This is a genomic window from Shewanella intestini, assembly GCF_018221465.1.
Taxonomy (GTDB): Bacteria; Pseudomonadota; Gammaproteobacteria; order Enterobacterales; family Shewanellaceae; genus Shewanella; species Shewanella intestini.
The window spans coordinates 287,755-308,609 of sequence record NZ_JAAIKR010000002.1 but is presented as its reverse complement, the minus strand read 5'-3'; the positions used below and the strand labels follow the sequence as shown (position 1 = coordinate 308,609).

The window sequence follows — 20,855 nt, the reverse complement described above, 5'->3', positions numbered from 1 at the left end:
ATTATTGCACCTTAATATGGGCTTGTTGCATTGTCTCTAACAACAGACCATGAAACTCGTCAGAAAGTTCAGTTAAAGGCAGACGAATATGCCCATTTGAGATTAACCCCATGCGATGAACCGCCCATTTCACAGGAATGGGGTTTGCTTCGCTAAACAATGAGCCATAAATACCGGCCATTGTGCTATTTATTTGTTGTGCTTTTTTTTGATCGCCATTAAGCGCAGCATCACACATTTGTTTAAATGCATTAGGGGCAATATTATTAGCAACTGAAATGACACCATTACCGCCAAGTGATAAGAATTCACATGCCGTTGCATCATCTCCGCTATATAACTTAAAGTCGTTACCACATAACTGACGTAGCTGCGCCACACGTGATACATCACCCGTCGCTTCTTTTACACCAATAATGTTGTCAATCACAGCCAGTTTAGCGACCGTTTCTGGTAACATGTCAACCGATGTACGACCGGGGACATTATATAAAATCTGAGGGATATCAGTACTTTGGGCAATCGCAGTATAATGCGCAATTAACCCTTTAGGTGACGGCTTATTATAATATGGCGTCACACCAAGCATTGCATCAACACCGCTATGTTTCATCGCTTGCGTTAATTCAATCGCTTCAGCAGTGGCATTGGCACCGTTACCGCCAATAACAGGAATTCGACCTGCGGCAAATTTAACGGTTTGGTTCACTACTTGTACATGTTCTTTATTTGGTAGTGTTGCTGATTCACCAGTGGTGCCAACTGCGACAATGGCATCGGTACCTTGTTCTATATGGAATTCAACCAGTCTTTCAAGACTTTCATAATCTACTGAGCCATCACGATTCATTGGTGTGATTAAGGCTACTATGCTTCCGTTTAACATCTACATTCCCCAAGGATTCAGGAATCGCTATGTTACTGATGGTTTCAAGCAATGACAAGCGTTTGCATCATCGAAATTAAAAAATGCTGTTCACGTTTAGTCACTGATTTATGTCAAGATAGTTAAACGGTTCATTTGCTCATGCAATATCAGTTTGTAACAGTTTTTTAAACGATGGCGTCGGATTAATCTCAAGGTATGATAAGATTAATTTTAAAAATATGTATGGCTTTATGTAGTGTTTACATAAGTGTCAGTAGTAAGTAACACAATGAGGAAACCGTATGACCAATTATATGGTCGTGACAGCGATGGGAGTAGACCGTCCAGGTCTTGTTGGAAAGATATCCAACTTAGTCAGTGTATGTGAATGCGATATTGTCGACAGTCGCATGGGACTATTTGGTAATGAGTTTACATTAATCATGATGATTTCAGGCTCTTGGTCCTCAATAACTCAAATTGAAACTCGTTTACCTAGTTTAAGTGTTGAACTTGAATTAATGACGGTAATGAAGCGTACCTCGAAACATACCCCGCAAAATTATATTTCACGTATTGAAGTGTCATTTTATGGAGAAGATCAACGCGGGACAATGAATACCATTACACAGTTTCTACATGAACGTTCACTTGATCTTGCTGCGGTTCGCTCTCATGCGGATGAGCATAATGATAAGGGCATTCACACTCAAACTATTTTGCTCTCCATCAACATTCCTGAAAAAGTTGATTTAGCAACATTAGAAAACAGCATTCATGATCTAGCCAATCAACTGCAATTAGACTGTAACATCAAACGCATGCAAGGCATTGCCGCGCCGTAATGCTAATGTAGTCACTTTCCTTTTATTATTGTCAATGGAACGATATGAAAACCTTAAATACCGGTGATAATGCACCAATGTTCACACTTCAAAACCAATTCGGTGAGACCATTTCATTAGCAGAAATGCTAAAAAATGGTCCAGTGTTAGTTTATTTTTATCCTAAAGCCTCAACGCCTGGTTGTACGATACAAGCGCAAGGGTTACGCGATAGTAAATCAGCGCTAGATTCATTAAACATAACCGTTTTGGGGGTCAGTCCGGATCCGGTTTCACGTTTACTAAAATTCTCTGATAAACAAGCGCTTAATTTTCATCTACTCAGCGATGAAGACCATGCCGTTGCGGATGCATTTGGGGTATGGGGAGAAAAGAAATTCATGGGAAAAATCTACGACGGAATTCATCGCTTGAGTTTTGTCATTGGTACTGATGGTAAAATTAGTCACTTTATCAACAAGTTTAAAACCAAAGAACATCATCAAGTTTTACTCAATACGGTAAAAGTAGTGTAAATAAAAAGCAGTAATAAAAATTGTTTTCGATTAAAAAAACCAGTCATTGTGACTGGTTTTTTATTTGTTTACTCATTTGTTCAATGTTCTGACTAACAACGCTGACTCGTTTTGTATACCTGCCACTTCAGTGTCAACATATCCATCAGTCCCCTCTTGTTAATCACTGTTAAGCCTCGACATTGCAGCTCGTCGTATTGATTATCTCAGCGTTGGCATTAGCCTGCGCTGCAGCTGGCAACAAACTGATTAATTCAATATCTGTTGGCAACGCCTGATTATGCTCTAATGAAATCACCCTCACCTTTGACGTTCTAGTGATATATAACAATGGAATAGCCGTTTCACCATAACGTTTTTTAAAATCATCAATAGTAAAGCTTTCAGTTAAATTGGTGACTTTCAGTACTCCCCCTTTGGCCATAATAGTTGCAATTTTGGCATAAGAGATATTGTCACCAAACAAACCTAAGCGTTGTAAATAAGCTTCTGATAGCTGATGTCGGGCACTGCTTGAGTCAGTATTTGTTAATCCAAATACATTTTTTTGCCCTAGTAAATCTTGAAAGTGAAAGCTAACCAGCGGATTAAGCTGCCTGTATGGTGACAACACCAAAACTCGACCGATACCACTTAAATCCATATAGGTTTCGGCATGTTCGGATGCTGGATTACCAAAATACACCGGTAAGTTTGCCATTCTTGCTTGGCGAATATTATCCCAGTTGGTATCAGCCAGTAATACCCCAATGTCTTTATCCTGTAAAATTTTAGCTAACTCACGGCTAAACTGTGTAGCCCCAAAAATCAACATACCTTGAGGCGAGCCTTGTTTTACACCAAGAAACTGTGCCCAACGTCCAGCCGTTAGACTTTGAATAACAACCGTGCCAATAATAATCAAAAACACTAATGGCACAATAGAACTGGCTCCCTTAAAGCTCAACGCTTCTAATTTAATGGCAAATAAAGAAGAAATAGCCGCCGCGACAATCCCCCTTGGCGCAACCCAACTTAAAAACCACTTATCATTTGTGGTTAAATTAGTCCCAATGCCACACAACCAAATACTTAATGGCCGCGCGATAAACATCACCACAAATAGCACAGCGAGTCCTTCCCAACCCAGATCTAACATGGCATTGGAATCTAACCTCGCCGCTAACAATATAAATAAAGTTGAAATCAGTAATACCGTGAGGGTCTCTTTAAAAGCTAATATCTCAGTAATGTCAACACCGCGCATATTCGCAAGCCATAAGCCCATCACTGTGACCGTTAACAACCCAGCTTCTTCTTGAATAATATTAGAGCCAACAAAAATCCCCAGCATAGTGGTTAATACCGCGGCATTAGTCAGGTAATGAGGAAACCAATTACGCCTTAATGCCACCCCAATGATGTAACCACTTAAACTCCCCAAACCTAAACCAATAATTAAAGTCAGTCCTAATGCATGGATCACATGTGATGTGGGATCGGCTGTTACTGCAATATATTCATATACTAAAACTGCAAGCAATGCGCCGATGGGATCAATAATGATGCCTTCCCAACGTAAAATACTCGACAACTTGGTGTTAGGTTGAACTGTCCTTAACATGGGTACAATAACCGTTGGGCCCGTAACGACAACTAACGCACCAAACAATAAGGCAATGGACCAATCGAAACCTAAAATATAATGTACTGCGGGTGCAATACAACCCCAAGTAATGACTGAGCCAAAGGACACTAAGTGCGTCACCATGCGGCCGTGATCACGTATTTCCTTAACATTGAGTGTTAATGCGCCTTCAAATAAAATCACAGCAACACCTAAAGAAATAATCGGAAATAATAAATCCCCAAAAACAGCATCGGGGTCAAGTATTCCAAGACCAGGGCCTAACAATAAACCGCACAAAAGTAACGGCAATATCGCAGGTAAGCGTAGCTTCCACCCTAACCACTGACACACAAGCGATAGCACACCAATTAGGGCCAACATTGCCGTAATGTGTTCAACCATAATCATAATCCTTTTTCTACAATCAATTGCGGTGAAAAATTTAAACGCTAAGTGATACTAATCATTACCACAAATCAATACATGTTAAGTTTAAGAAAATTAATCAGTTTATGTTGTTTAAATCCAAATTTAATCAATAAGCTCAAAAAATGGTTAACTGCAAAAGAAATATGCCTGACATAATAAGGACGCAATGGATTGTTTAATGGGATAAAGAGACTATTGGGATGTATGCTTATCTATTTTACAAGGTATTTTATAAAAATAAGCGCTGGAATTTATCTTGCCTTTTACACCGTTTAAAATTAGGTAATCTTAAATACGCAGTGATACGTATTTCATTTAAATGCTAAAGTTGTCGAGACAGCATTTATGCTAAATGCTCCCCACCAAAGCCAAAAGATGAACATACATTATTGGGGTAAATAGTTACCAACCTAAGGTTATCCACATTTTGACACTATCATTGACGTAAGCAAATGGCGCATAAAATAAAACAGGCCAATTTGTTGATTGACCTGTTTGTTATATTGTAAGGAAGCAATTAAATAATCTGATTAGATTGCATATTTAACATACATTAAAATGAATGCTTGTATTAATACACGTAGCTAGAGCCTAATCCCAAGGGCAAGCCAATTGACCAGTAGATCAGTAACCATACACTCCAGACTGACAATAACGCCAAACTAAATGGCAGCATCATTGAGATTAACGTACCAATACCAATGCCTTTGACATAGCGTTGACAATAGACAACCACCAATGGAAAGTACGGCATTAATGGCGTGATAATATTTGAGCTTGAGTCACCCACACGATAAGCCGCTTGTGATAAGTCTGGGCTGATATTGAGCTGCATTAACATTGGGACTAACACCGGACCAATTAATGCCCATTTTGCTGAAGAAGAACCAACAAATAAATTAACAAATCCCACCAAGAAGATCATACCAATTACGGTCACTTCTGGCGCTAAATTAAGTGCCTTTAAGCCGCCCGCACCTTCAATAGCAATCAATGCACCGAGGTTAGAAGCTGAAAACGCGGCAACAAACTGAGCACAGAAAAATGCCATTACAATATAATGCGACATACCACTCATCGCTTTTGACATTGCTTGCACGACATCGGCTGAAGTTTTATATGCACCGGTTAAATAGCCGTAAACTAAGCCAGGCAACATAAAGAAGATAAAAATTAACGGCACAATCGATTGCATCAACGGTGCACTAAAACTGGTTAATGAGCCGTTGTTATCACGCAATGTTGAGGTTTCTGGGATCGTTAGTGAGAAAAAGCCAACAATGGCCAATAACATGACTGATGAAGCAATCTTAAATGCTTTGAGCTCTTGCAGCGTTACCTGCTCCATTTTAGGTAAATCGACTTCTTCAGCTTTTACTTCATGGGTTTTCTTCAGTCTTGGCTCTAAAATTTTGTCGGTTAAATACCAAATAACCAAGGTAATTGGGATACATGATGAAGCCGCAAAGAACCAGTTGTTTAGTGGATTAACTTGAATGTCGGGGTCAACAATTTGCGCTGCTGACTGAGTAAAACTTTGCAATAATGGATCGATACCAGATGGGATAAAGTTGGCGCAAAATCCACCTGACACACCAGCAAACGCGGCAGCAATACCCGCTAATGGGTGTCGTCCTACAGTAAAGAAAATCACCCCAGCTAACGGAATAACGACCACATAACCTGCATCTGTTGCGGTATGAGAAATAATCCCCACAATAACAACTGCAGGGGTTAAAAACTTTATTGGCGTTATTTTAAGCATTTGCTTTAATGCCGTATTAATGTAGCCAGATTGTTCTGCCACACCTACTCCCAACATGGCAACTAAGACAACCCCCAATGGCGCAAAGGCGGTAAAAGTGGTAACCATACTGGTTAAAAACTGAGTTAATGCATCAGCGCTTAGTAAGTTGTTCACTACTATGGGGCTATTGGTACGTGGATCAATGGCTTCAAAATTAATCCCCGATAAAAGTGCTGAAATGACCCAAACACTAAACATTAATATTAAAAATAACATCGCAGGATCAGGTAACTTGTTTCCCACCCTTTCAATGCCATCCAGTGCTCGGTTGAATAAGCCGTTAGGCTGCGATGCTAATGGTTGTTGATTGCTACTCATTTATTGCTTCCCCTTGCTCAATCCAATAGAACTAAGCAGATTATTATTTATTCTTTCCATATCTATTGCAGAGTAAAAAACAAGTCTGTAAATAAGCTTAAAAAATAGTAGAAAAGAACAGAAAGACCAACAAATGTGAACTGAAGCAGTAACATAACTAGATAAGTTAATATAACTTGCTGAAGAGATTTACCATAGCGCGTGAATGTGAGGTTCACTCACGCGTCATCGTATTTTGAACATCAACACAACGCCTTAACGTGTTTCTGGTACTCTGATATGACCTTCCATCAGAACCCGAGCACTGCGGCTCATACTGGCTTTTTCAACTTGCCAGTTTCCCTGAGTAAAGCTGGCTTTTGCCCCCACTTTTAGTGTGCCAGATGGGTGTCCAAACACGACTTGGCTTCTGGGTTTACCGCCGGCTGCAATATTGACTAATGAGCCCTCTACGGCTGCTGCAACAGCAATTGCAACAGCTGCAGTTCCCATCATCGCATGGTGTAACTTGCCCATAGATAATGCCCGAACTTGAAGATCAATTTCATCAGCTTTTATGCTTTTTCCACTTGAGGCAACATAGTCCACCGGCGGTGCAACAAATGCAATTTTAGGTGTATGCTGGCGCGCTTTGGCTTCATCTATATGATTAATTAAGCCCATTTTAACCGCGCCATGGGCACGCAGCTGTTCAAAAAAAGCCAATGTAGTCGCATCGTTATTAATTGCATCTTGTAATTCTTTGCCAGTAAAACCGATATCGACAGCATTGACAAAAATAGTCGGAATACCTGCATTTATCATGGTCGCGCGAATACTTGAAAGTCCGCGCTGAGCAAATTCACTTACCGACTCTGGTAATAATAAGTCATCGACAACATTGCCAGTAGGGAACATGGCGGCATTTTTATCCGCAGGCGCCATAAACTCAACCAACACTTCAGCCGCTGGAAAAGTCACACCATCGAGTTCAAAGTCACCGGTTTCTTGCACTTCACCGTTGTGCATTGGAATATGGGCAATAATGGTTTTATTAATATTTGCTTGCCAAATACGCACAATCGCAATGCCATTATCAGGAATTCGACTAGCACTCACCAAACCATGACTAATGGCAAAAGCCCCTACCGCAGCCGTTAAGTTACCGCAGTTGCCGCTCCAATCGATAAATGGTTTATCAATAGCAACTTGGCCAAATAAATAATCCACATCGTGATCCACTTGCGTGCTTTTAGAAACAATCACCGTTTTACTAGTACTAGATGTCGCACCGCCCATACCGTCGGTTTGTTTAGCGTATGGATCTGGGCTACCAATAATCCGTAAAAGCAGCGCATCACGCGCCGCCCCAGCTTGCTGAGCTTCATTCGGTAAGTCGGTTAAAGCAAAAAACACACCTTTACTGGTGCCACCACGCATATAAGTTGCTGGAATTTTTAATTGGGGTTTGAAAGACATAACACCTCTAATACGGGCATAAGGTCAGATCCTTATGCCCTTTCAACTAGTTAAACCGATTCAGAAGCTAAGAAATCCTGCGCAAAGCGCTGTAATACACCGCCAGCTTGATAAATCGATACTTCCTCTGCAGTATCTAATCGACACTTAACCGCCACGTTAATTTCATCGCCATTGGATTTATGAATGATTAAATTAAGCATCGCGCCAGGTTTAGGTTGACCTAAAACATCAAAAGTTTCAGTGCCATCGATTTGATATGTATGGCGGGTTTCACCACCGGTAAATTCAAGCGGCAATACGCCCATACCCACTAAATTAGTGCGATGAATACGCTCAAACCCTTGGGCAACAATCACTTCTACACCCGCTAGGCGCACACCTTTGGCAGCCCAATCGCGTGATGAGCCTTGGCCGTAATCTGCACCGGCAATAATAATCAGTGGCTGTTTACGATCCATGTATGTTTCAATGGCTTCCCACATACGCATGACTAGGCCTTCCGGCTCTACACGCGCAAGAGAACCTTGTTTTACCTTACCATTTTCTTTCACCATTTCATTGAACAACTTTGGATTAGCAAATGTTGCACGTTGGGCGGTTAAGTGGTCTCCGCGGTGGGTAGCGTAAGAATTAAAGTCTGCTTCTGGTAAGCCCATTTTATCTAAATAAGCACCAGCTGCACTGTCAAGTAAAATAGCGTTGGAGGGTGACAAATGATCGGTGGTGATATTGTCACCAAGCACCGCCAACGGGCGCATAGCTTTCATGGTACGCTCGCTTGCTAATGCCCCTTCCCAATACGGTGGACGTCTAATGTAGGTGCTTTGTGGTCGCCAATCATATTGTGGATTGTTATCACGGCCATATTCGACTTTAATGTCAAACATCGGCTCGTACACTTGTCTAAATTGTTCAGGCTTAACGCTTTGTTTAATAACTGCATCAATTTCTTCATCTGATGGCCAGATATCTTTTAAAGTGACATCATTACCAAACTCATCCTGACCGAGCGCATCGCGTTCAATATCAAAACGAATTGTACCGGCAATAGCATAGGCAACAACCAAAGGCGGGGATGCCAGAAATGCTTGTTTAGCATACGGGTGAATGCGGCCATCAAAATTACGATTACCTGACAATATTGCCGTTGAATATAAGTCGCGTTCAATTACTTCCTGTTGAATAACTGGGTCTAATGCCCCGCTCATGCCATTACACGTCGTGCAAGCAAAGCCGACAATACCAAATCCAAGTGCTTCCAGTTCAGATAATAAATTGGCGTCTTTTAAATATAACTCAACCGCTTTTGAACCAGGAGCGAGTGAGGTTTTAACCCAAGGTTTTCTGGTTAATCCTTTGGCATTGGCATTACGGGCAATTAGCCCTGCCGCGATAACATTGCGTGGGTTGGAAGTGTTTGTACAACTGGTAATTGCTGCAATAATACAAGCGCCATCAGGCATTTGACCATCTTGTGCAACTGTTGTTGGTTGAGCAATGCCTTTGTCTGCAAGTTGTGTGGTTGCCACTCTGCGGTGCGGATTAGAAGGCCCAGCAATATTACGACCAACAGATGATAAATCGAATTTCAGTACGCGTTCATATTCAACATCGCGTAACTCATCTGCCCATAAGCCGGTTTGTTTAGCGTATTGTTCTACTAAGTTAATTTGCAGCTCGTCGCGGCCGGTAATGCGTAGATAATCAATCGTTTTATCGTCAATATAAAACATTGCCGCCGTTGCGCCAAATTCTGGTGTCATATTTGAAATGGTTGCGCGATCGCCCAATGTTAAGTTAGCGGCGCCCTCCCCAAAGAACTCAAGGTAAGTCGAAACAACACGCTCACCACGCAAAAACTCAGTGATCGCCAACACAATATCTGTTGCGGTAACCCCAGCTTGACGTTGTCCCATTAGCTCTACGCCAACAATATCAGGTAAACGCATATATGATGGACGTCCAAGCATGACGCTTTCAGCCTCAAGGCCGCCCACGCCAATCGCAATAACACCTAAAGCATCAACGTGCGGAGTATGGCTGTCGGTGCCAACTAAGGTATCAGGGAAAGCAACACCGTCACGAGATTGAATAACCGGTGACATTTTCTCTAGGTTAATCTGATGCATAATGCCATTACCGGGTTGAATGACATCGATATTCTTAAACGCCGTTTTAGTCCAATTTATAAAGTGAAAGCGATCTTCATTGCGTCTATCTTCAATTGCACGATTTTTAGCAAATGCATCTTTATCAAAACCCGCATGCTCTACTGCCAGAGAATGGTCGACAATCAATTGAGTCGGAACAACAGGGTTAACCTTTGCAGGATCGCCACCTTTTGCAGCAATAGCATCACGTAAGCCAGCCAAATCAACTAATGCGGTTTGGCCTAAAATATCATGACAAACGACACGTGCTGGATACCATGGAAAATCTAAATCACGTTTGCGATTAATTATCTGTAACAAACAAGATTCAAGTTTTTCAGGTTGGCAGCGTCTAACTAAGTTTTCAGCTAATACTCTGGCGGTATAAGGTAAGGTTTTATAACTGCCTTTACTGATATTTTCGACCGCTTCTTTGGTATCAAAAAAATCGACACCACACTCAGGAAGTGGTTTGCGATATTGATTATTCATAACTTCATCCATGTAAAAACACCAAGGCACTAACCTTGGTGTTGTTGTTATAATTATTATTTACGGGTAGAAATTGGCGTTACAGGACGCAAATCACTGCCAGTGTAATCTGCGCTTGGGCGAATAATGCGATTATTTGAACGCTGTTCCATCACATGTGCAGCCCAACCAGTCAGGCGTGAGCAGACAAAAATTGGTGTGAATAATTTTGTTGGAATCCCCATGAAATGATAAGCAGAAGCATGGAAGAAGTCTGCATTACAAAACAACTTTTTAGTGTCCCACATGAATTCTTCACAAGCGACTGAGATATCATAAAGGGATGTATCACCATGAGCTTTGGCTAACTTCTCAGACCATGCTTTGATAATCACGTTACGAGGGTCTGATTCACGATAAATGGCATGACCAAAGCCCATTATTTTCTCTTTATTGGCTAACATTTCTGCCATTTTCGCTTTAGCATCCACAGGAGATGTAAAGGTTTGAATCATATCCATTGCCGCTTCATTCGCTCCGCCATGTAGCGGTCCACGTAATGAACCAATTGCGCCGGTAATACATGAATACATATCTGACAACGTTGAGGCACACACTCGCGCGGTAAAAGTGGAAGCATTAAATTCATGCTCAGCATATAAAATTAATGACACATCCATTACTCTTCGGTGTTGATCTGACGGCGTTCTGCCGCGCAACAGTTTCAAGAAGTGACCAGCTAATGAGGCTTCGTCAGTCACACAATCAATTTCAACACCCTCGTGAGAGAATTTATACCAGTAACACATAATGGCAGGGAACGCGGCAAGTAGGCGGTTAGCTGCTTTATGCTGATCGTTAAAATCAACTTCAGGCTCTAAATTTCCTAAAAAAGAACAACCAGTTCGCATAACATCCATTGGGTGTGCATCGGCAGGTATGCGTTGTAATACCTCTTTTAACGCTTGAGGTAAATCTCGTAGCGCTGTTAATTGCATAATGTAATTATCTAATTGAGTTTGATTAGGCAATTGCGCGTTAAACAGTAAATAAGCCACTTCTTCAAATGTCGCATTTTCTGCTAAATCAGCTACATCATATCCGCAATAAGTTAAACCTGACCCTGATTGCCCCACAGTACAAAGCGATGTTTCGCCTGCACTTTGTCCGCGTAATCCTGCCCCTGCTAATTTTTTATCTACCATGATTTATCATCCTTTTGTGTACTAACATTTTATTTTTATTATTGAATTGCTTATTTATTTTTTCCTTCAGCAAATAAATTATCAAGCTTTTGTTCGTAGTCGTGATAACCAAGGTAATCATATAAGTCCATACGTGTTTGCATGGTGTCGACAACTGCGCGTTGATCGCCATCTTGTAGAATATGGTTATAAACCAATTCTGCGGCTTTATTCATCGCTCTAAATGCACTTAATGGATATAACACCATTGAAGCGCCCCACTCGCCTAGTTGTTGTTTGTTCCATAATTCTGTTTGACCAAACTCAGTAATATTGGCGAGAACGGGAACATCGAGTGCTTGTGAGAATGCAAGGTAATGCGCTTGTGTTTTAACTGCTTCAGCAAAAATGCCATCGGCGCCAGCTGCAACATAAGCTTTAGCTCTTGCAATTGCAGCGTCTAGACCTTCTTGTGCAAACGCATCCGTACGCGCCATAATAAAAAAGTCTGGGTCGGCTCTGGCATCAACGGCTGATTTAATTCTATCGACCATTTCCTCTGTTGAAACAATCTCTTTATTCGGGCGATGTCCACAACGCTTTTGTGCCACTTGATCTTCCATATGTACAGCTGCTGCACCGGCTTTTTCCATGTCTTTTATCGTCTTGGCGATATTAAATGCTCCGCCCCAACCTGTATCAATATCAACTAACAATGGCAAGTCACAAGCGGCGGTGATCCGCTGAACATCGACAAGGACATCATTAAGTGATGTCATGCCTAAATCAGGTAAACCGTATGATGCATTGGCTACACCGCCACCAGAAAGATAAATGGCTTGATGACCGATTTGTTTTGCCATGATGGCCGAATAAGCATTAATCGTACCGACAATTTGTAATGGATGGTTTGCAGCCAAAGCTTCACGAAATTTTTTTCCAGCGCTCATATTTCATTCCTTGTATTTGTGTCGCAGTTATTTGTATAAATTTAATTGGGCTTCAATATTATTTTTTGAATACATAATGTGACGGCGCATCAACAATTCAGCTAACTCAGGATCGTTATTGGTAATTGCATGTGCAATATGTTGATGTTCATCAAATGCAGTGGTCACCCGTGGACCAACCATTCCTAGCTGTACCCGATACATTCTGACTAAGTGGTACAAACCATCTACAAGCAAATTAATTAATTGTTTGTTTTTACTACCTAAAATGATTCGGTAATGAAAATCTACATCCCCTGCTTCTTGATAATATGATTCACCACCTTTGACTTGCTCACTATGACGGGAAAGTAATTGTTGTAGGCCGTCAATATCTTCAGATGTCATATTCACAGCCGCAAGTCGCGCCGCCATTCCCTCAAGAGATTCGCGAATAACATAAAGTTCAATCAAACTTTCTGTGGTTAATGAAACGACTCTGGCACCTACGTTAGCTTTACGCTCGACTAAATGACAGGTTTCTAATCGATTAATGGCTTCACGAATAACTGCGCGGCTGACTTGAAATTTTGTCGACAATTCTTGTTCGCTCAATTTACTGCCAGCAGCAATCTCACCTTCAACGATATCATTGCGAAGTTGAATAAAAGTTTTATCTGCAACTGTGACAGCAGGAGATTGAATCATGTCTACTCGTTAATGGTTTGTTATTTTATGGCGACTACCATACGTACAAGTGTGATCTAGGTCAAGTTAAACCCGAGCAAATTGTCGACAAAATTGATTTTATTAATCCACTTTGGTGGATATGGGCTACTTTAAACAGTCTATTGTCGACAAAATACAAAGTGATAATCTATAAACATTGAAAAAATAAAAGCAATAGCTCTGTGCTTAGGAACAACACGAAGATGAATAGGAAAGCTGAAATTAGCAAATAGAAAAAAGAGAGGGGGGTGGAGCGAAAATGGCTGCAAATAATGGACATCGACATCAGCAATAATTATTGCTAATGCCGATATACAAAGTGTTACCACATAAGATCATCAGGTATTTCATAACCTGCATATGGATCGTCTTCATCAGTTACTTGTGCATGACTGGTACCCGAATGGGCATCAAATAAATAGCCACACCATTGAGGGACAAGTAAATTTACTCGTTCTGCCAATTTATGTGGCACAACATAACTTTTATCTTCATGACGAACAATGCCCAAGCTACCATTAAGCAATTGCTTTTGGATTTCATCATTAATATACAAAGAATAAATTTTGTTCTCTAACGTAAAGTTAAATTTAATTTCGCCGTCCGACGGAAGTTTAATCGCACGTTGATTAAATTCAGTAATTAAGCTGCGTACTTGACCTTTTTCAGATGCAAGCGCAAAGCGTTGTTCATTTAATGCTTTATCTTTTTCGGCTTGTTGCGCTTTTTGTTGGGCAATTTGTTCTTTAAGCGCAGCACTGCCATCATCAACTTTGGCTTTTTTATTCCGGCGTTGTTGAGTTTTTACATCACGTGCCTTCTGTTTGCTGGTTAAACCCGCTTTTAATAACTGTTCTTGTAATGCATTAGCCATATTGGTACCTATCAATTTACGTGATAAATCAATTCTTAACTTTGTAATGAATGATATATTGCCGTTAAAGCAGCAAGTGGATCTGATGCTTTGGTAATTGGTCGACCAATGACTAAGAAATCCGAACCTGCTGCAATGGCTTTTTGAGGAGTCATTACACGGTGTTGATCGCCAGCATCGCTACCCTCAGGACGAATACCTGGAGTGACCAATTGAAATTCTTGTCCTAGATGTGATTTCAAATGTTCGGCTTCTTGCGCTGAACAAACTACACCGTCAAGACCTGCCTGTTTGGTCAGTTTAGCCAAACGCATAACATGCTCATGTGCTGGTGCATCAATACCTAACAACGCTAAGTCTTCATCTGACATAGAAGTTAATACTGTTACCGCAATAAGTAATGGTGCTTTATCACCATAAGGCACTAACGCATTTTTAGCCGCTTGCATCATAGCCAAACCACCACTTGCGTGAACATTTGTCATCCAAACACCCAATTGAGCTGCTGCGGCAACAGCTTTAGCAACAGTATTTGGAATATCATGAAATTTTAAATCAAGGAATAAATCAAAGCCACGCTGGTGGATTTGTTTGACAAATTCAGGACCAAATAAAGTGAACATTTCTTTACCAATTTTTAATCGGCACATATTTGGATCTAATTGATCAATCAATGAAAGTGCTTGCTCTGCATTATCATAATCTAGTGCAACCACAATTGATTTAGTGGACATACTTTACCTCTATTTATTAACTATTCGCCGTCTAAACCTTTTACGCGTTTAATGCTGCCCCATTCTTTACATGACGGGCAATGCCAATAAAGACTGTGAGATGGAAAACCACAGGCATTACAACGAAAACTTGGTCTGAATTTTATTTGTTGTTCAACAAGTTGCGACAGCATGGTTAAGCTTTCTTTTGCTTGACCATCTTCGGCTTGTTTAATTTGTAATTTCATAAGATGTTGGAAGCCGCGCATTGTTGGATGGCGGTATAAACTTTCAAGCATCATTGATTCTGCTTCTGAGTCTTGTAATAAACTCATTTTATGTTCAGCTAATGCGACGGTAACGCTGGCTCCAGCACCTTTATCGATAGCAGACGTCAATAGATCGTTATAACCGCTTTTGTCGTGGTTTTTGTCAATATAAATTTCTTTGGCCACATTAATGGCATCCACAAACAATGTGACGTCAGCTTTTATCAAATTATCGAGGGCTTTTTTACAACCAGCAACATCATCAACAGCAAGATATAAGGATGATAAAGATAACCATGCGCGGCCACATAACTCATCTTGTTTTAATGCTTGTTGGAATAATTTTATTTTATCAGTGTCGCAATTAGCTTCATCGGCTAATTGGCAATAAAAATGCGCCGTTGTATGTTTTAGCGTTTGTTGACGCTTGCGTGGTAATCGCTTGGTGATATTAATGGCAGATTGCCATTCTTTAGTTACTTGATAAATTGATATTAAATGAGTCTCAGCTTCTTCGCTGTGTTCATCTTGGCTAACTAAATTGGAAAAGATTTCTTCAGCTCGATCATAAAATCCAGCGGCTAAATAGTCTTTGCCAAGCTCCATCATCGCCATATCGCGCTGTTCGGTAGTTAAACTTGGACGCGCAATAAGGTTTTGGTGGATGCGTATTGAACGATCGACCTCACCACGTTTGCGAAATAGTGAACCGAGTGATAAATGCGTATCGATGGTTTCGTCATCGACATCGAGCATGCTAATAAATAAATCAACGGCTTTGTCTGATTCATTAGACAATAAGAAGTTCAACCCAGTGAAATAATCACGACTGAGTTTTTTTGATTGATGATTCTGACTCAATCGGACACTGCGTCGTCCCATGTACCAGCCGTAGCCAGCAGCAATTGGTAAGAGTAAAAATAACAATTCCAGCATGTTACGCTGCCGTATCCTCTATTTGACGCTCATGTTGTAAAGTTAATTTGTCTAATTGCTTATTCTGTTTACGCAATCGTATTTTCAAACGTAAAATATAATATGAAGCAAACAACCAACTGATAATGAAGCCAGTTAAAAACACCACGGCAAGCACAATGGGTAATCTAAATTCCCCTTGAGCAACAAAATAACTGATGGTGACAACTTGCTCATTGCGAGCACCAAAAACTAACGCAAGAACGAAACATAATCCAACGATAACAATGGCAAAAAATGATTTCACTATCCGCTCCAACTTTATTTCTTATTAAAATGATTATCTAAGAAATTATGCCTTGTGACTAGCTTTGCTTAGCATTAGAGACAAAAAAGCCTCCAAATGGAGGCTTTTTATTCAGATACTAATTAATGATTAACAGCATCTACACGTTCACGTAGTTCTTTACCCGGCTTAAAGTGCGGAACATACTTGCCTTCCAAAGCAACTGAGGTTCCAGTTTTTGGATTGCGACCAGTACGTGGCGCACGAAAATGAAGAGAAAAGCTGCCAAAACCGCGGATTTCTATTCGATCTCCGGTTTCCAATGTTGAAGCCATTTGCTCCAACATTTCTTTAATGGCACTTTCTACGTCTTTCGCCGACAGTTGCGACTGTCTGGTGGCGAGTTTTTCGATAAGTTCAGATTTTGTCATCTTAGCTATCCCCTATTATCAAGCCAAACCCAGTCGCCTAATAGGGAGCAAACTCCCTATACAACAGACGAACGCGATTATTTACGAGCGGCTTTAAACGCTTCAGCCATAGCATTACTAATAACAGCATCATCTTGCTTGTTAATAGTTGCCATTGCTTCTTTCTGTTCTGCTTCATCTTTCGCTTTGATAGATAAGCTGATAGAACGGTTCTTACGATCAACACCCATGAACTTAGCTTCGATTGCATCACCAACTGAGTAAACAGTTGATGCGTCTTCGATACGCTCAGCAGAGATATCAGCAACACGAATGTAGCCTTCTACTGTATCTGCTAGTTCAACAGTTACACCTTTAGCATCAACAGCTGAAACTGTACCATTTACTATAGTACCTTTCTTCTTATCTGCTAAGTATGCATTGAATGGATCGTCTTCAGTTTGTTTAACACCTAAGCTAATACGTTCGCGCTCTGGGTCAACTGAAAGAACAACTGCGTGGATTTCGTCACCTTTCTTGTACTCAGATACAGCATCTTCGCCAGTACCATTCCAAGAAATGTCAGATAGGTGAACAAGACCATCAATACCGCCGTCAAGACCAATGAAGATACCGAAGTCAGTGATAGACTTGATCTTACCTGATACTTTGTCGCCTTTATTGAATTTAGAAGCGAAGTCATCCCATGGGTTAGTCTTACATTGCTTAAGACCAAGAGAGATACGACGACGTTCTTCGTCAATGTCCAGAACAAGAACTTCAACTTCGTCACCTAAGTTAACAACTTTAGATGGGTGGATGTTCTTGTTAGTCCAATCCATTTCAGAAACGTGAACAAGACCTTCAACGCCTTCTTCAATTTCTACGAAACAACCATAATCAGTCAAGTTAGTTACGCGGCCAGTAAGACGAGTGCTTTCTGGGTAACGTTTGCTGATTTCTAACCATGGATCTTCGCCAAGTTGCTTAAGACCTAGTGAAACACGAGTGCGCTCACGGTCATACTTAAGCACTTTAACATTGATTTCGTCACCAACATTTACGATTTCAGATGGGTGCTTAACGCGCTTCCAAGCCATATCTGTGATATGTAGAAGACCGTCAACGCCACCTAAGTCTACGAATGCACCGTAGTCAGTAAGGTTTTTAACGATACCTTTAACAGCTTGACCTTCTTGAAGATTTTCAAGAAGCGCATCACGTTCTGCACTGCTTTCTGATTCGATAACAGCACGACGAGAAACAACAACGTTGTTACGTTTTTGGTCAAGTTTAATTACTTTAAATTCTAACTCTTTGTACTCTAGGTGAGCTGTATCGCGAACTGGGCGAACATCTACTAGAGAACCTGGTAAGAAGGCACGGATACCGTTTAATTCAACAGTGAAACCACCTTTAACTTTACCATTGATGACACCGATTACAGTTTCAGCATCTTCATAAGCTTTTTCTAGAACAATCCAAGCTTCGTGACGTTTCGCTTTTTCACGAGATAGTTGAGTTTCACCAAAACCATCTTCAACAGAGTCAAGAGCAACATCAACTTCGTCGCCAACTTGAATTTCTAAAACGCCTTGTGCGTTTTTGAATTCGTCAGCATTGATTGGGCTTTCAGACTTAAGACCTGCGTCAACTAGTACCATACCGTTTTCAATCGCAACAACAACGCCGCGTACGATAGAACCAGGACGGAACTCAAGTTCATTTAAAGATTGTTCAAATAGATCAGCAAAAGATTCAGTCATGTTTAAGTTACTTATTTAATAAACCACTATCCATCCTAGATGTGGAGTCGAGTAATATTATTCAAATTATCCTTAATTCGAATACCTACCGCCGACTAACAATTAATCAACGGTAATAGATTTTTTAACTTGCTCAAGCACTAACTCAAGCACGCCTTCGATTCCAATACCACTTGTATCAATAACAATGGCATCATCTGCTGGCACCAAAGGTGAAGCAGAGCGGTTCATATCACGCTCATCGCGTTCAATTATTTCCGCCAAAAGGCGCTCGATTTTAACATCGAAGCCTTTGTCCTGCAACTGATTAAAACGTCTTTGCGCCCGCTCTTGTGCAGAAGCCGTTAAGAAAAGTTTCAACGGTGCATTAGGGAATACCACCGTCCCCATATCGCGGCCATCTGCTACTAAACCCGGTGCAGCGCAAAAAGCGCGCTGGCGGCGTAATAATGCTTCGCGTACTCGTGGCAATGAAGCGACTTTAGATGCTGCATTTCCCGCTTCAGGTGTACGTATGGCACCGGTAACGTCCTCACCTTCTAGTACGACTTTAATTTCGTCACTTTCCGCTACTGACAAAAAAGCCACATCTAAATGTGCGGCAAGCAAAGTGATTGCTTCTTCGTTCTCTAATTCCACATCATGGTGAATAGCGGCCAGCGCTAACACACGATAAATGGCACCGCTGTCAAGTAAATGCCAGCCTAAATGCTGTGCCAATAACTGGCTTATTGTCCCTTTCCCTGCACCGCTTGGACCATCTACGGTAATAATTGGAGCGCGTTCAAACATAATTTCCTCCGAAAACAACCATCTTCCTTGAAAGTAATAAAGGGTTAACCCAAATTAAGCGGGCGGCATTGTATAACAATTCAGAGGGAATTACTGCGAATATTTTCAGTTTATTACGTACGGTTCTATGTTAAAAAACACAACAACCGTACTGATAACAGATGTGTCAATTAGTCCGCAAGTCGGGTAAATTGTGTAAAATAATCAGGGAAGGTTTTAGAGGTACAATCAGGGTCATTAATGGTGATGCCACAATCGGCAAATGCCAACAAAGAAAAGCACATAGCCATACGATGATCATTATAGGTATCAATAGCGGCAGTATTAATCACTTTTGGTGCGGTGATAGTAATGTAATCTTGTCCCTCTTCAACTTCTGCGCCGACTTTTCTTAACTCAATTGCCATTGCCGCCAAGCGATCGGTTTCTTTAATCCGCCAATTGTAGATATTAGTTAAACGTGTCGTGCCTGTGGCAAAAATGGCAGCGGTAGCAATGGTCATGGCTGCATCAGGAATGTGATTCATGTCCATGTCAATACTTGTTAATGCTGACTTTCTGGCAATAATGTAATCATCGCCCCATTCAATATCTGCACCCATTTTTTCTAAGGCGTCAGCAAATAACACATCGCCTTGAATACTTTTTTTACCCACGCCTGTGACTTTCACTTCACCACCTTGGATGGCACCAGCAGCTAGAAAATAAGATGCTGAAGAGGCATCGCCTTCAACTAACAACTTACCCGGCGAAACATATTGTTGGCCACGTTTAATTTCAAAACGTTGATAATCATGATTAATAACAGTGACACCAAATTGGTTCATTAGCGCAATGGTGATGTCAATATAAGGCTTAGAAACTAATTCGCCTTTAATTTTAATATTCACATCATCACGCGTTAACGGTGCAACCATTAATAATGCGGTTAAAAATTGGCTGGATAAATCTCCCGCTATTTCAACATCACCACCATTTAATCCGGTCGCATTTATCGCTAGCGGTGGAAAACCGGCATTTTTAAGGTAAGTAATATCTGCACCGAGTTGCTTTAATGCATCGACCAAATCACCAATGGGTCGCTCTTCCATTCTTGGTTCGCCCGTTAAAGTGAACTCACCTTGACCTAGAGTTAATGCGGCGCACAACGGTCGCATTGCCGTTCCTGCGTTGCCTAAAAAGAGCGCTTGAGATTTTTGGGCATTGATAACCCCATTAAGCCCTTCTATTTCACATACAGTATTTTGTTCACTAAGAGAATAATTAACACCAAGTTGCTTTAACGAAGCCAACATATAACGAATATCATCTGAATCGAGTAAGTTAGTCAGTGTCGTTTTACCCTTGGCTAAAGTTGCTAATAATAATGCCCGATTAGAAATGCTTTTAGATCCGGGAATATTAATTTCGCCGTTAATAAGGTTGATTGGTTCAAGTCGTAATTGCTTCATATGAGTTCTTCTTAAAATAACAGTACTGACAAAACAGGATGCGAATGTTTTTACCCTTGGTAAA

At 40.9% G+C, this 20,855-nt stretch carries 18 protein-coding genes; 2 read left to right on the top strand and 16 right to left on the bottom strand.

Annotated elements, in window-relative coordinates:
* Position 1: 1 nt before the first annotated feature.
* Positions 2 to 886, bottom strand: a complete 885-nt coding sequence (dapA, locus tag G3R48_RS04430; RefSeq protein ID WP_153663457.1) for a 4-hydroxy-tetrahydrodipicolinate synthase — start codon at positions 884 to 886, stop codon at positions 2 to 4.
* A gap of 284 nt (positions 887 to 1,170) precedes the next feature.
* Here dapA and G3R48_RS04425 point away from each other — a divergent pair, with 284 nt between their 5' ends.
* Together G3R48_RS04425 and bcp are read left to right on the top strand one after the other, a co-directional pair.
* The gene (locus G3R48_RS04425; RefSeq protein WP_153663455.1) at positions 1,171 to 1,713 is read left to right on the top strand and encodes a glycine cleavage system transcriptional repressor; all 543 of its coding nucleotides are present in this window, start codon (positions 1,171 to 1,173) and stop codon (positions 1,711 to 1,713) included.
* Between the two features lie 44 nt (positions 1,714 to 1,757).
* Positions 1,758 to 2,228, top strand: coding sequence for a thioredoxin-dependent thiol peroxidase (gene bcp / locus G3R48_RS04420; RefSeq protein ID WP_153663453.1), 471 nt, complete (start codon positions 1,758 to 1,760; stop codon positions 2,226 to 2,228).
* A 169-nt stretch (positions 2,229 to 2,397) separates the two neighbouring features.
* Here bcp and G3R48_RS04415 read toward each other — a convergent pair whose 3' ends face one another.
* The 15 genes from G3R48_RS04415 to aroA all read right to left on the bottom strand — a co-directional run bounded on the left by G3R48_RS04415 (position 2,398) and on the right by aroA (position 20,791).
* Complete coding sequence (locus tag G3R48_RS04415) at positions 2,398 to 4,239, bottom strand: cation:proton antiporter (RefSeq protein ID WP_153663451.1); 1,842 nt, start codon at positions 4,237 to 4,239, stop codon at positions 2,398 to 2,400.
* Positions 4,240 to 4,837: 598 nt separating this feature from the next.
* Entirely contained in the window at positions 4,838 to 6,391 is a 1,554-nt protein-coding gene (locus G3R48_RS04410; protein WP_153663449.1) for an AbgT family transporter, read from the bottom strand.
* 255 nt (positions 6,392 to 6,646) lie between these two features.
* Positions 6,647 to 7,849 carry a 2-methylaconitate cis-trans isomerase PrpF gene (prpF, locus tag G3R48_RS04405; protein ID WP_153663447.1) on the bottom strand — a complete coding sequence of 401 codons (1,203 nt, stop codon included), beginning with the start codon at positions 7,847 to 7,849 and terminating at the stop codon, positions 6,647 to 6,649.
* A 50-nt stretch (positions 7,850 to 7,899) separates the two neighbouring features.
* Complete coding sequence (acnD, locus tag G3R48_RS04400) at positions 7,900 to 10,494, bottom strand: Fe/S-dependent 2-methylisocitrate dehydratase AcnD (RefSeq protein WP_153663445.1); 2,595 nt, start codon at positions 10,492 to 10,494, stop codon at positions 7,900 to 7,902.
* 56 nt (positions 10,495 to 10,550) lie between these two features.
* The gene (gene prpC, locus G3R48_RS04395) at positions 10,551 to 11,678 is read right to left on the bottom strand and encodes a bifunctional 2-methylcitrate synthase/citrate synthase (RefSeq protein WP_153663443.1); all 1,128 of its coding nucleotides are present in this window, start codon (positions 11,676 to 11,678) and stop codon (positions 10,551 to 10,553) included.
* Positions 11,679 to 11,728: 50 nt separating this feature from the next.
* Positions 11,729 to 12,607 (bottom strand): methylisocitrate lyase, encoded by an 879-nt coding sequence (prpB, locus tag G3R48_RS04390; protein WP_153663441.1) that lies wholly within the window; start codon positions 12,605 to 12,607, stop codon positions 11,729 to 11,731.
* 27 nt (positions 12,608 to 12,634) lie between these two features.
* A complete protein-coding gene (locus G3R48_RS04385) occupies positions 12,635 to 13,294 on the bottom strand; it encodes a GntR family transcriptional regulator (protein ID WP_153663439.1) in 660 nt (219 codons plus the stop codon).
* A gap of 343 nt (positions 13,295 to 13,637) precedes the next feature.
* Positions 13,638 to 14,189, bottom strand: coding sequence for a DUF2058 domain-containing protein (locus G3R48_RS04380; RefSeq protein WP_153663437.1), 552 nt, complete (start codon positions 14,187 to 14,189; stop codon positions 13,638 to 13,640).
* Between the two features lie 35 nt (positions 14,190 to 14,224).
* Positions 14,225 to 14,923, bottom strand: coding sequence for an orotidine-5'-phosphate decarboxylase (pyrF, locus tag G3R48_RS04375; protein ID WP_153663435.1), 699 nt, complete (start codon positions 14,921 to 14,923; stop codon positions 14,225 to 14,227).
* Between the two features lie 20 nt (positions 14,924 to 14,943).
* Complete coding sequence (gene lapB / locus G3R48_RS04370; protein ID WP_153663433.1) at positions 14,944 to 16,107, bottom strand: lipopolysaccharide assembly protein LapB; 1,164 nt, start codon at positions 16,105 to 16,107, stop codon at positions 14,944 to 14,946.
* Position 16,108: 1 nt separating this feature from the next.
* Positions 16,109 to 16,393: a LapA family protein gene (locus G3R48_RS04365; RefSeq protein WP_212593212.1), complete on the bottom strand. Its 285-nt coding sequence runs from the start codon at positions 16,391 to 16,393 to the stop codon at positions 16,109 to 16,111.
* A gap of 122 nt (positions 16,394 to 16,515) precedes the next feature.
* Positions 16,516 to 16,803, bottom strand: a complete 288-nt coding sequence (gene ihfB / locus G3R48_RS04360) for an integration host factor subunit beta (RefSeq protein ID WP_153663429.1) — start codon at positions 16,801 to 16,803, stop codon at positions 16,516 to 16,518.
* Between the two features lie 77 nt (positions 16,804 to 16,880).
* Positions 16,881 to 18,548, bottom strand: a complete 1,668-nt coding sequence (rpsA, locus tag G3R48_RS04355; protein ID WP_153663427.1) for a 30S ribosomal protein S1 — start codon at positions 18,546 to 18,548, stop codon at positions 16,881 to 16,883.
* 102 nt (positions 18,549 to 18,650) lie between these two features.
* Positions 18,651 to 19,340 carry a (d)CMP kinase gene (gene cmk, locus G3R48_RS04350; RefSeq protein WP_153663425.1) on the bottom strand — a complete coding sequence of 230 codons (690 nt, stop codon included), beginning with the start codon at positions 19,338 to 19,340 and terminating at the stop codon, positions 18,651 to 18,653.
* A 170-nt stretch (positions 19,341 to 19,510) separates the two neighbouring features.
* Positions 19,511 to 20,791, bottom strand: a complete 1,281-nt coding sequence (gene aroA, locus G3R48_RS04345; RefSeq protein WP_153663423.1) for a 3-phosphoshikimate 1-carboxyvinyltransferase — start codon at positions 20,789 to 20,791, stop codon at positions 19,511 to 19,513.
* Positions 20,792 to 20,855 lie beyond the last annotated feature (64 nt).

What these genes read in the sequence shown, in the direction of transcription:
- dapA (WP_153663457.1), bottom strand. Translation starts at nt 886, where the DNA reads ATGTTAAACGGAAGCATAGTAGCCTTAATCACACCAATGAATCGTGAT.
- G3R48_RS04425 (WP_153663455.1), top strand. Translation starts at nt 1,171, where the DNA reads ATGACCAATTATATGGTCGTGACAGCGATGGGAGTAGACCGTCCAGGT.
- bcp (WP_153663453.1), top strand. Translation starts at nt 1,758, where the DNA reads ATGAAAACCTTAAATACCGGTGATAATGCACCAATGTTCACACTTCAA.
- G3R48_RS04415 (WP_153663451.1), bottom strand. Translation starts at nt 4,239, where the DNA reads ATGGTTGAACACATTACGGCAATGTTGGCCCTAATTGGTGTGCTATCG.
- G3R48_RS04410 (WP_153663449.1), bottom strand. Translation starts at nt 6,391, where the DNA reads ATGAGTAGCAATCAACAACCATTAGCATCGCAGCCTAACGGCTTATTC.
- prpF (WP_153663447.1), bottom strand. Translation starts at nt 7,849, where the DNA reads ATGTCTTTCAAACCCCAATTAAAAATTCCAGCAACTTATATGCGTGGT.
- acnD (WP_153663445.1), bottom strand. Translation starts at nt 10,494, where the DNA reads ATGAATAATCAATATCGCAAACCACTTCCTGAGTGTGGTGTCGATTTT.
- prpC (WP_153663443.1), bottom strand. Translation starts at nt 11,678, where the DNA reads ATGGTAGATAAAAAATTAGCAGGGGCAGGATTACGCGGACAAAGTGCA.
- prpB (WP_153663441.1), bottom strand. Translation starts at nt 12,607, where the DNA reads ATGAGCGCTGGAAAAAAATTTCGTGAAGCTTTGGCTGCAAACCATCCA.
- G3R48_RS04385 (WP_153663439.1), bottom strand. Translation starts at nt 13,294, where the DNA reads ATGATTCAATCTCCTGCTGTCACAGTTGCAGATAAAACTTTTATTCAA.
- G3R48_RS04380 (WP_153663437.1), bottom strand. Translation starts at nt 14,189, where the DNA reads ATGGCTAATGCATTACAAGAACAGTTATTAAAAGCGGGTTTAACCAGC.
- pyrF (WP_153663435.1), bottom strand. Translation starts at nt 14,923, where the DNA reads ATGTCCACTAAATCAATTGTGGTTGCACTAGATTATGATAATGCAGAG.
- lapB (WP_153663433.1), bottom strand. Translation starts at nt 16,107, where the DNA reads ATGCTGGAATTGTTATTTTTACTCTTACCAATTGCTGCTGGCTACGGC.
- ihfB (WP_153663429.1), bottom strand. Translation starts at nt 16,803, where the DNA reads ATGACAAAATCTGAACTTATCGAAAAACTCGCCACCAGACAGTCGCAA.
- rpsA (WP_153663427.1), bottom strand. Translation starts at nt 18,548, where the DNA reads ATGACTGAATCTTTTGCTGATCTATTTGAACAATCTTTAAATGAACTT.
- cmk (WP_153663425.1), bottom strand. Translation starts at nt 19,340, where the DNA reads ATGTTTGAACGCGCTCCAATTATTACCGTAGATGGTCCAAGCGGTGCA.
- aroA (WP_153663423.1), bottom strand. Translation starts at nt 20,791, where the DNA reads ATGAAGCAATTACGACTTGAACCAATCAACCTTATTAACGGCGAAATT.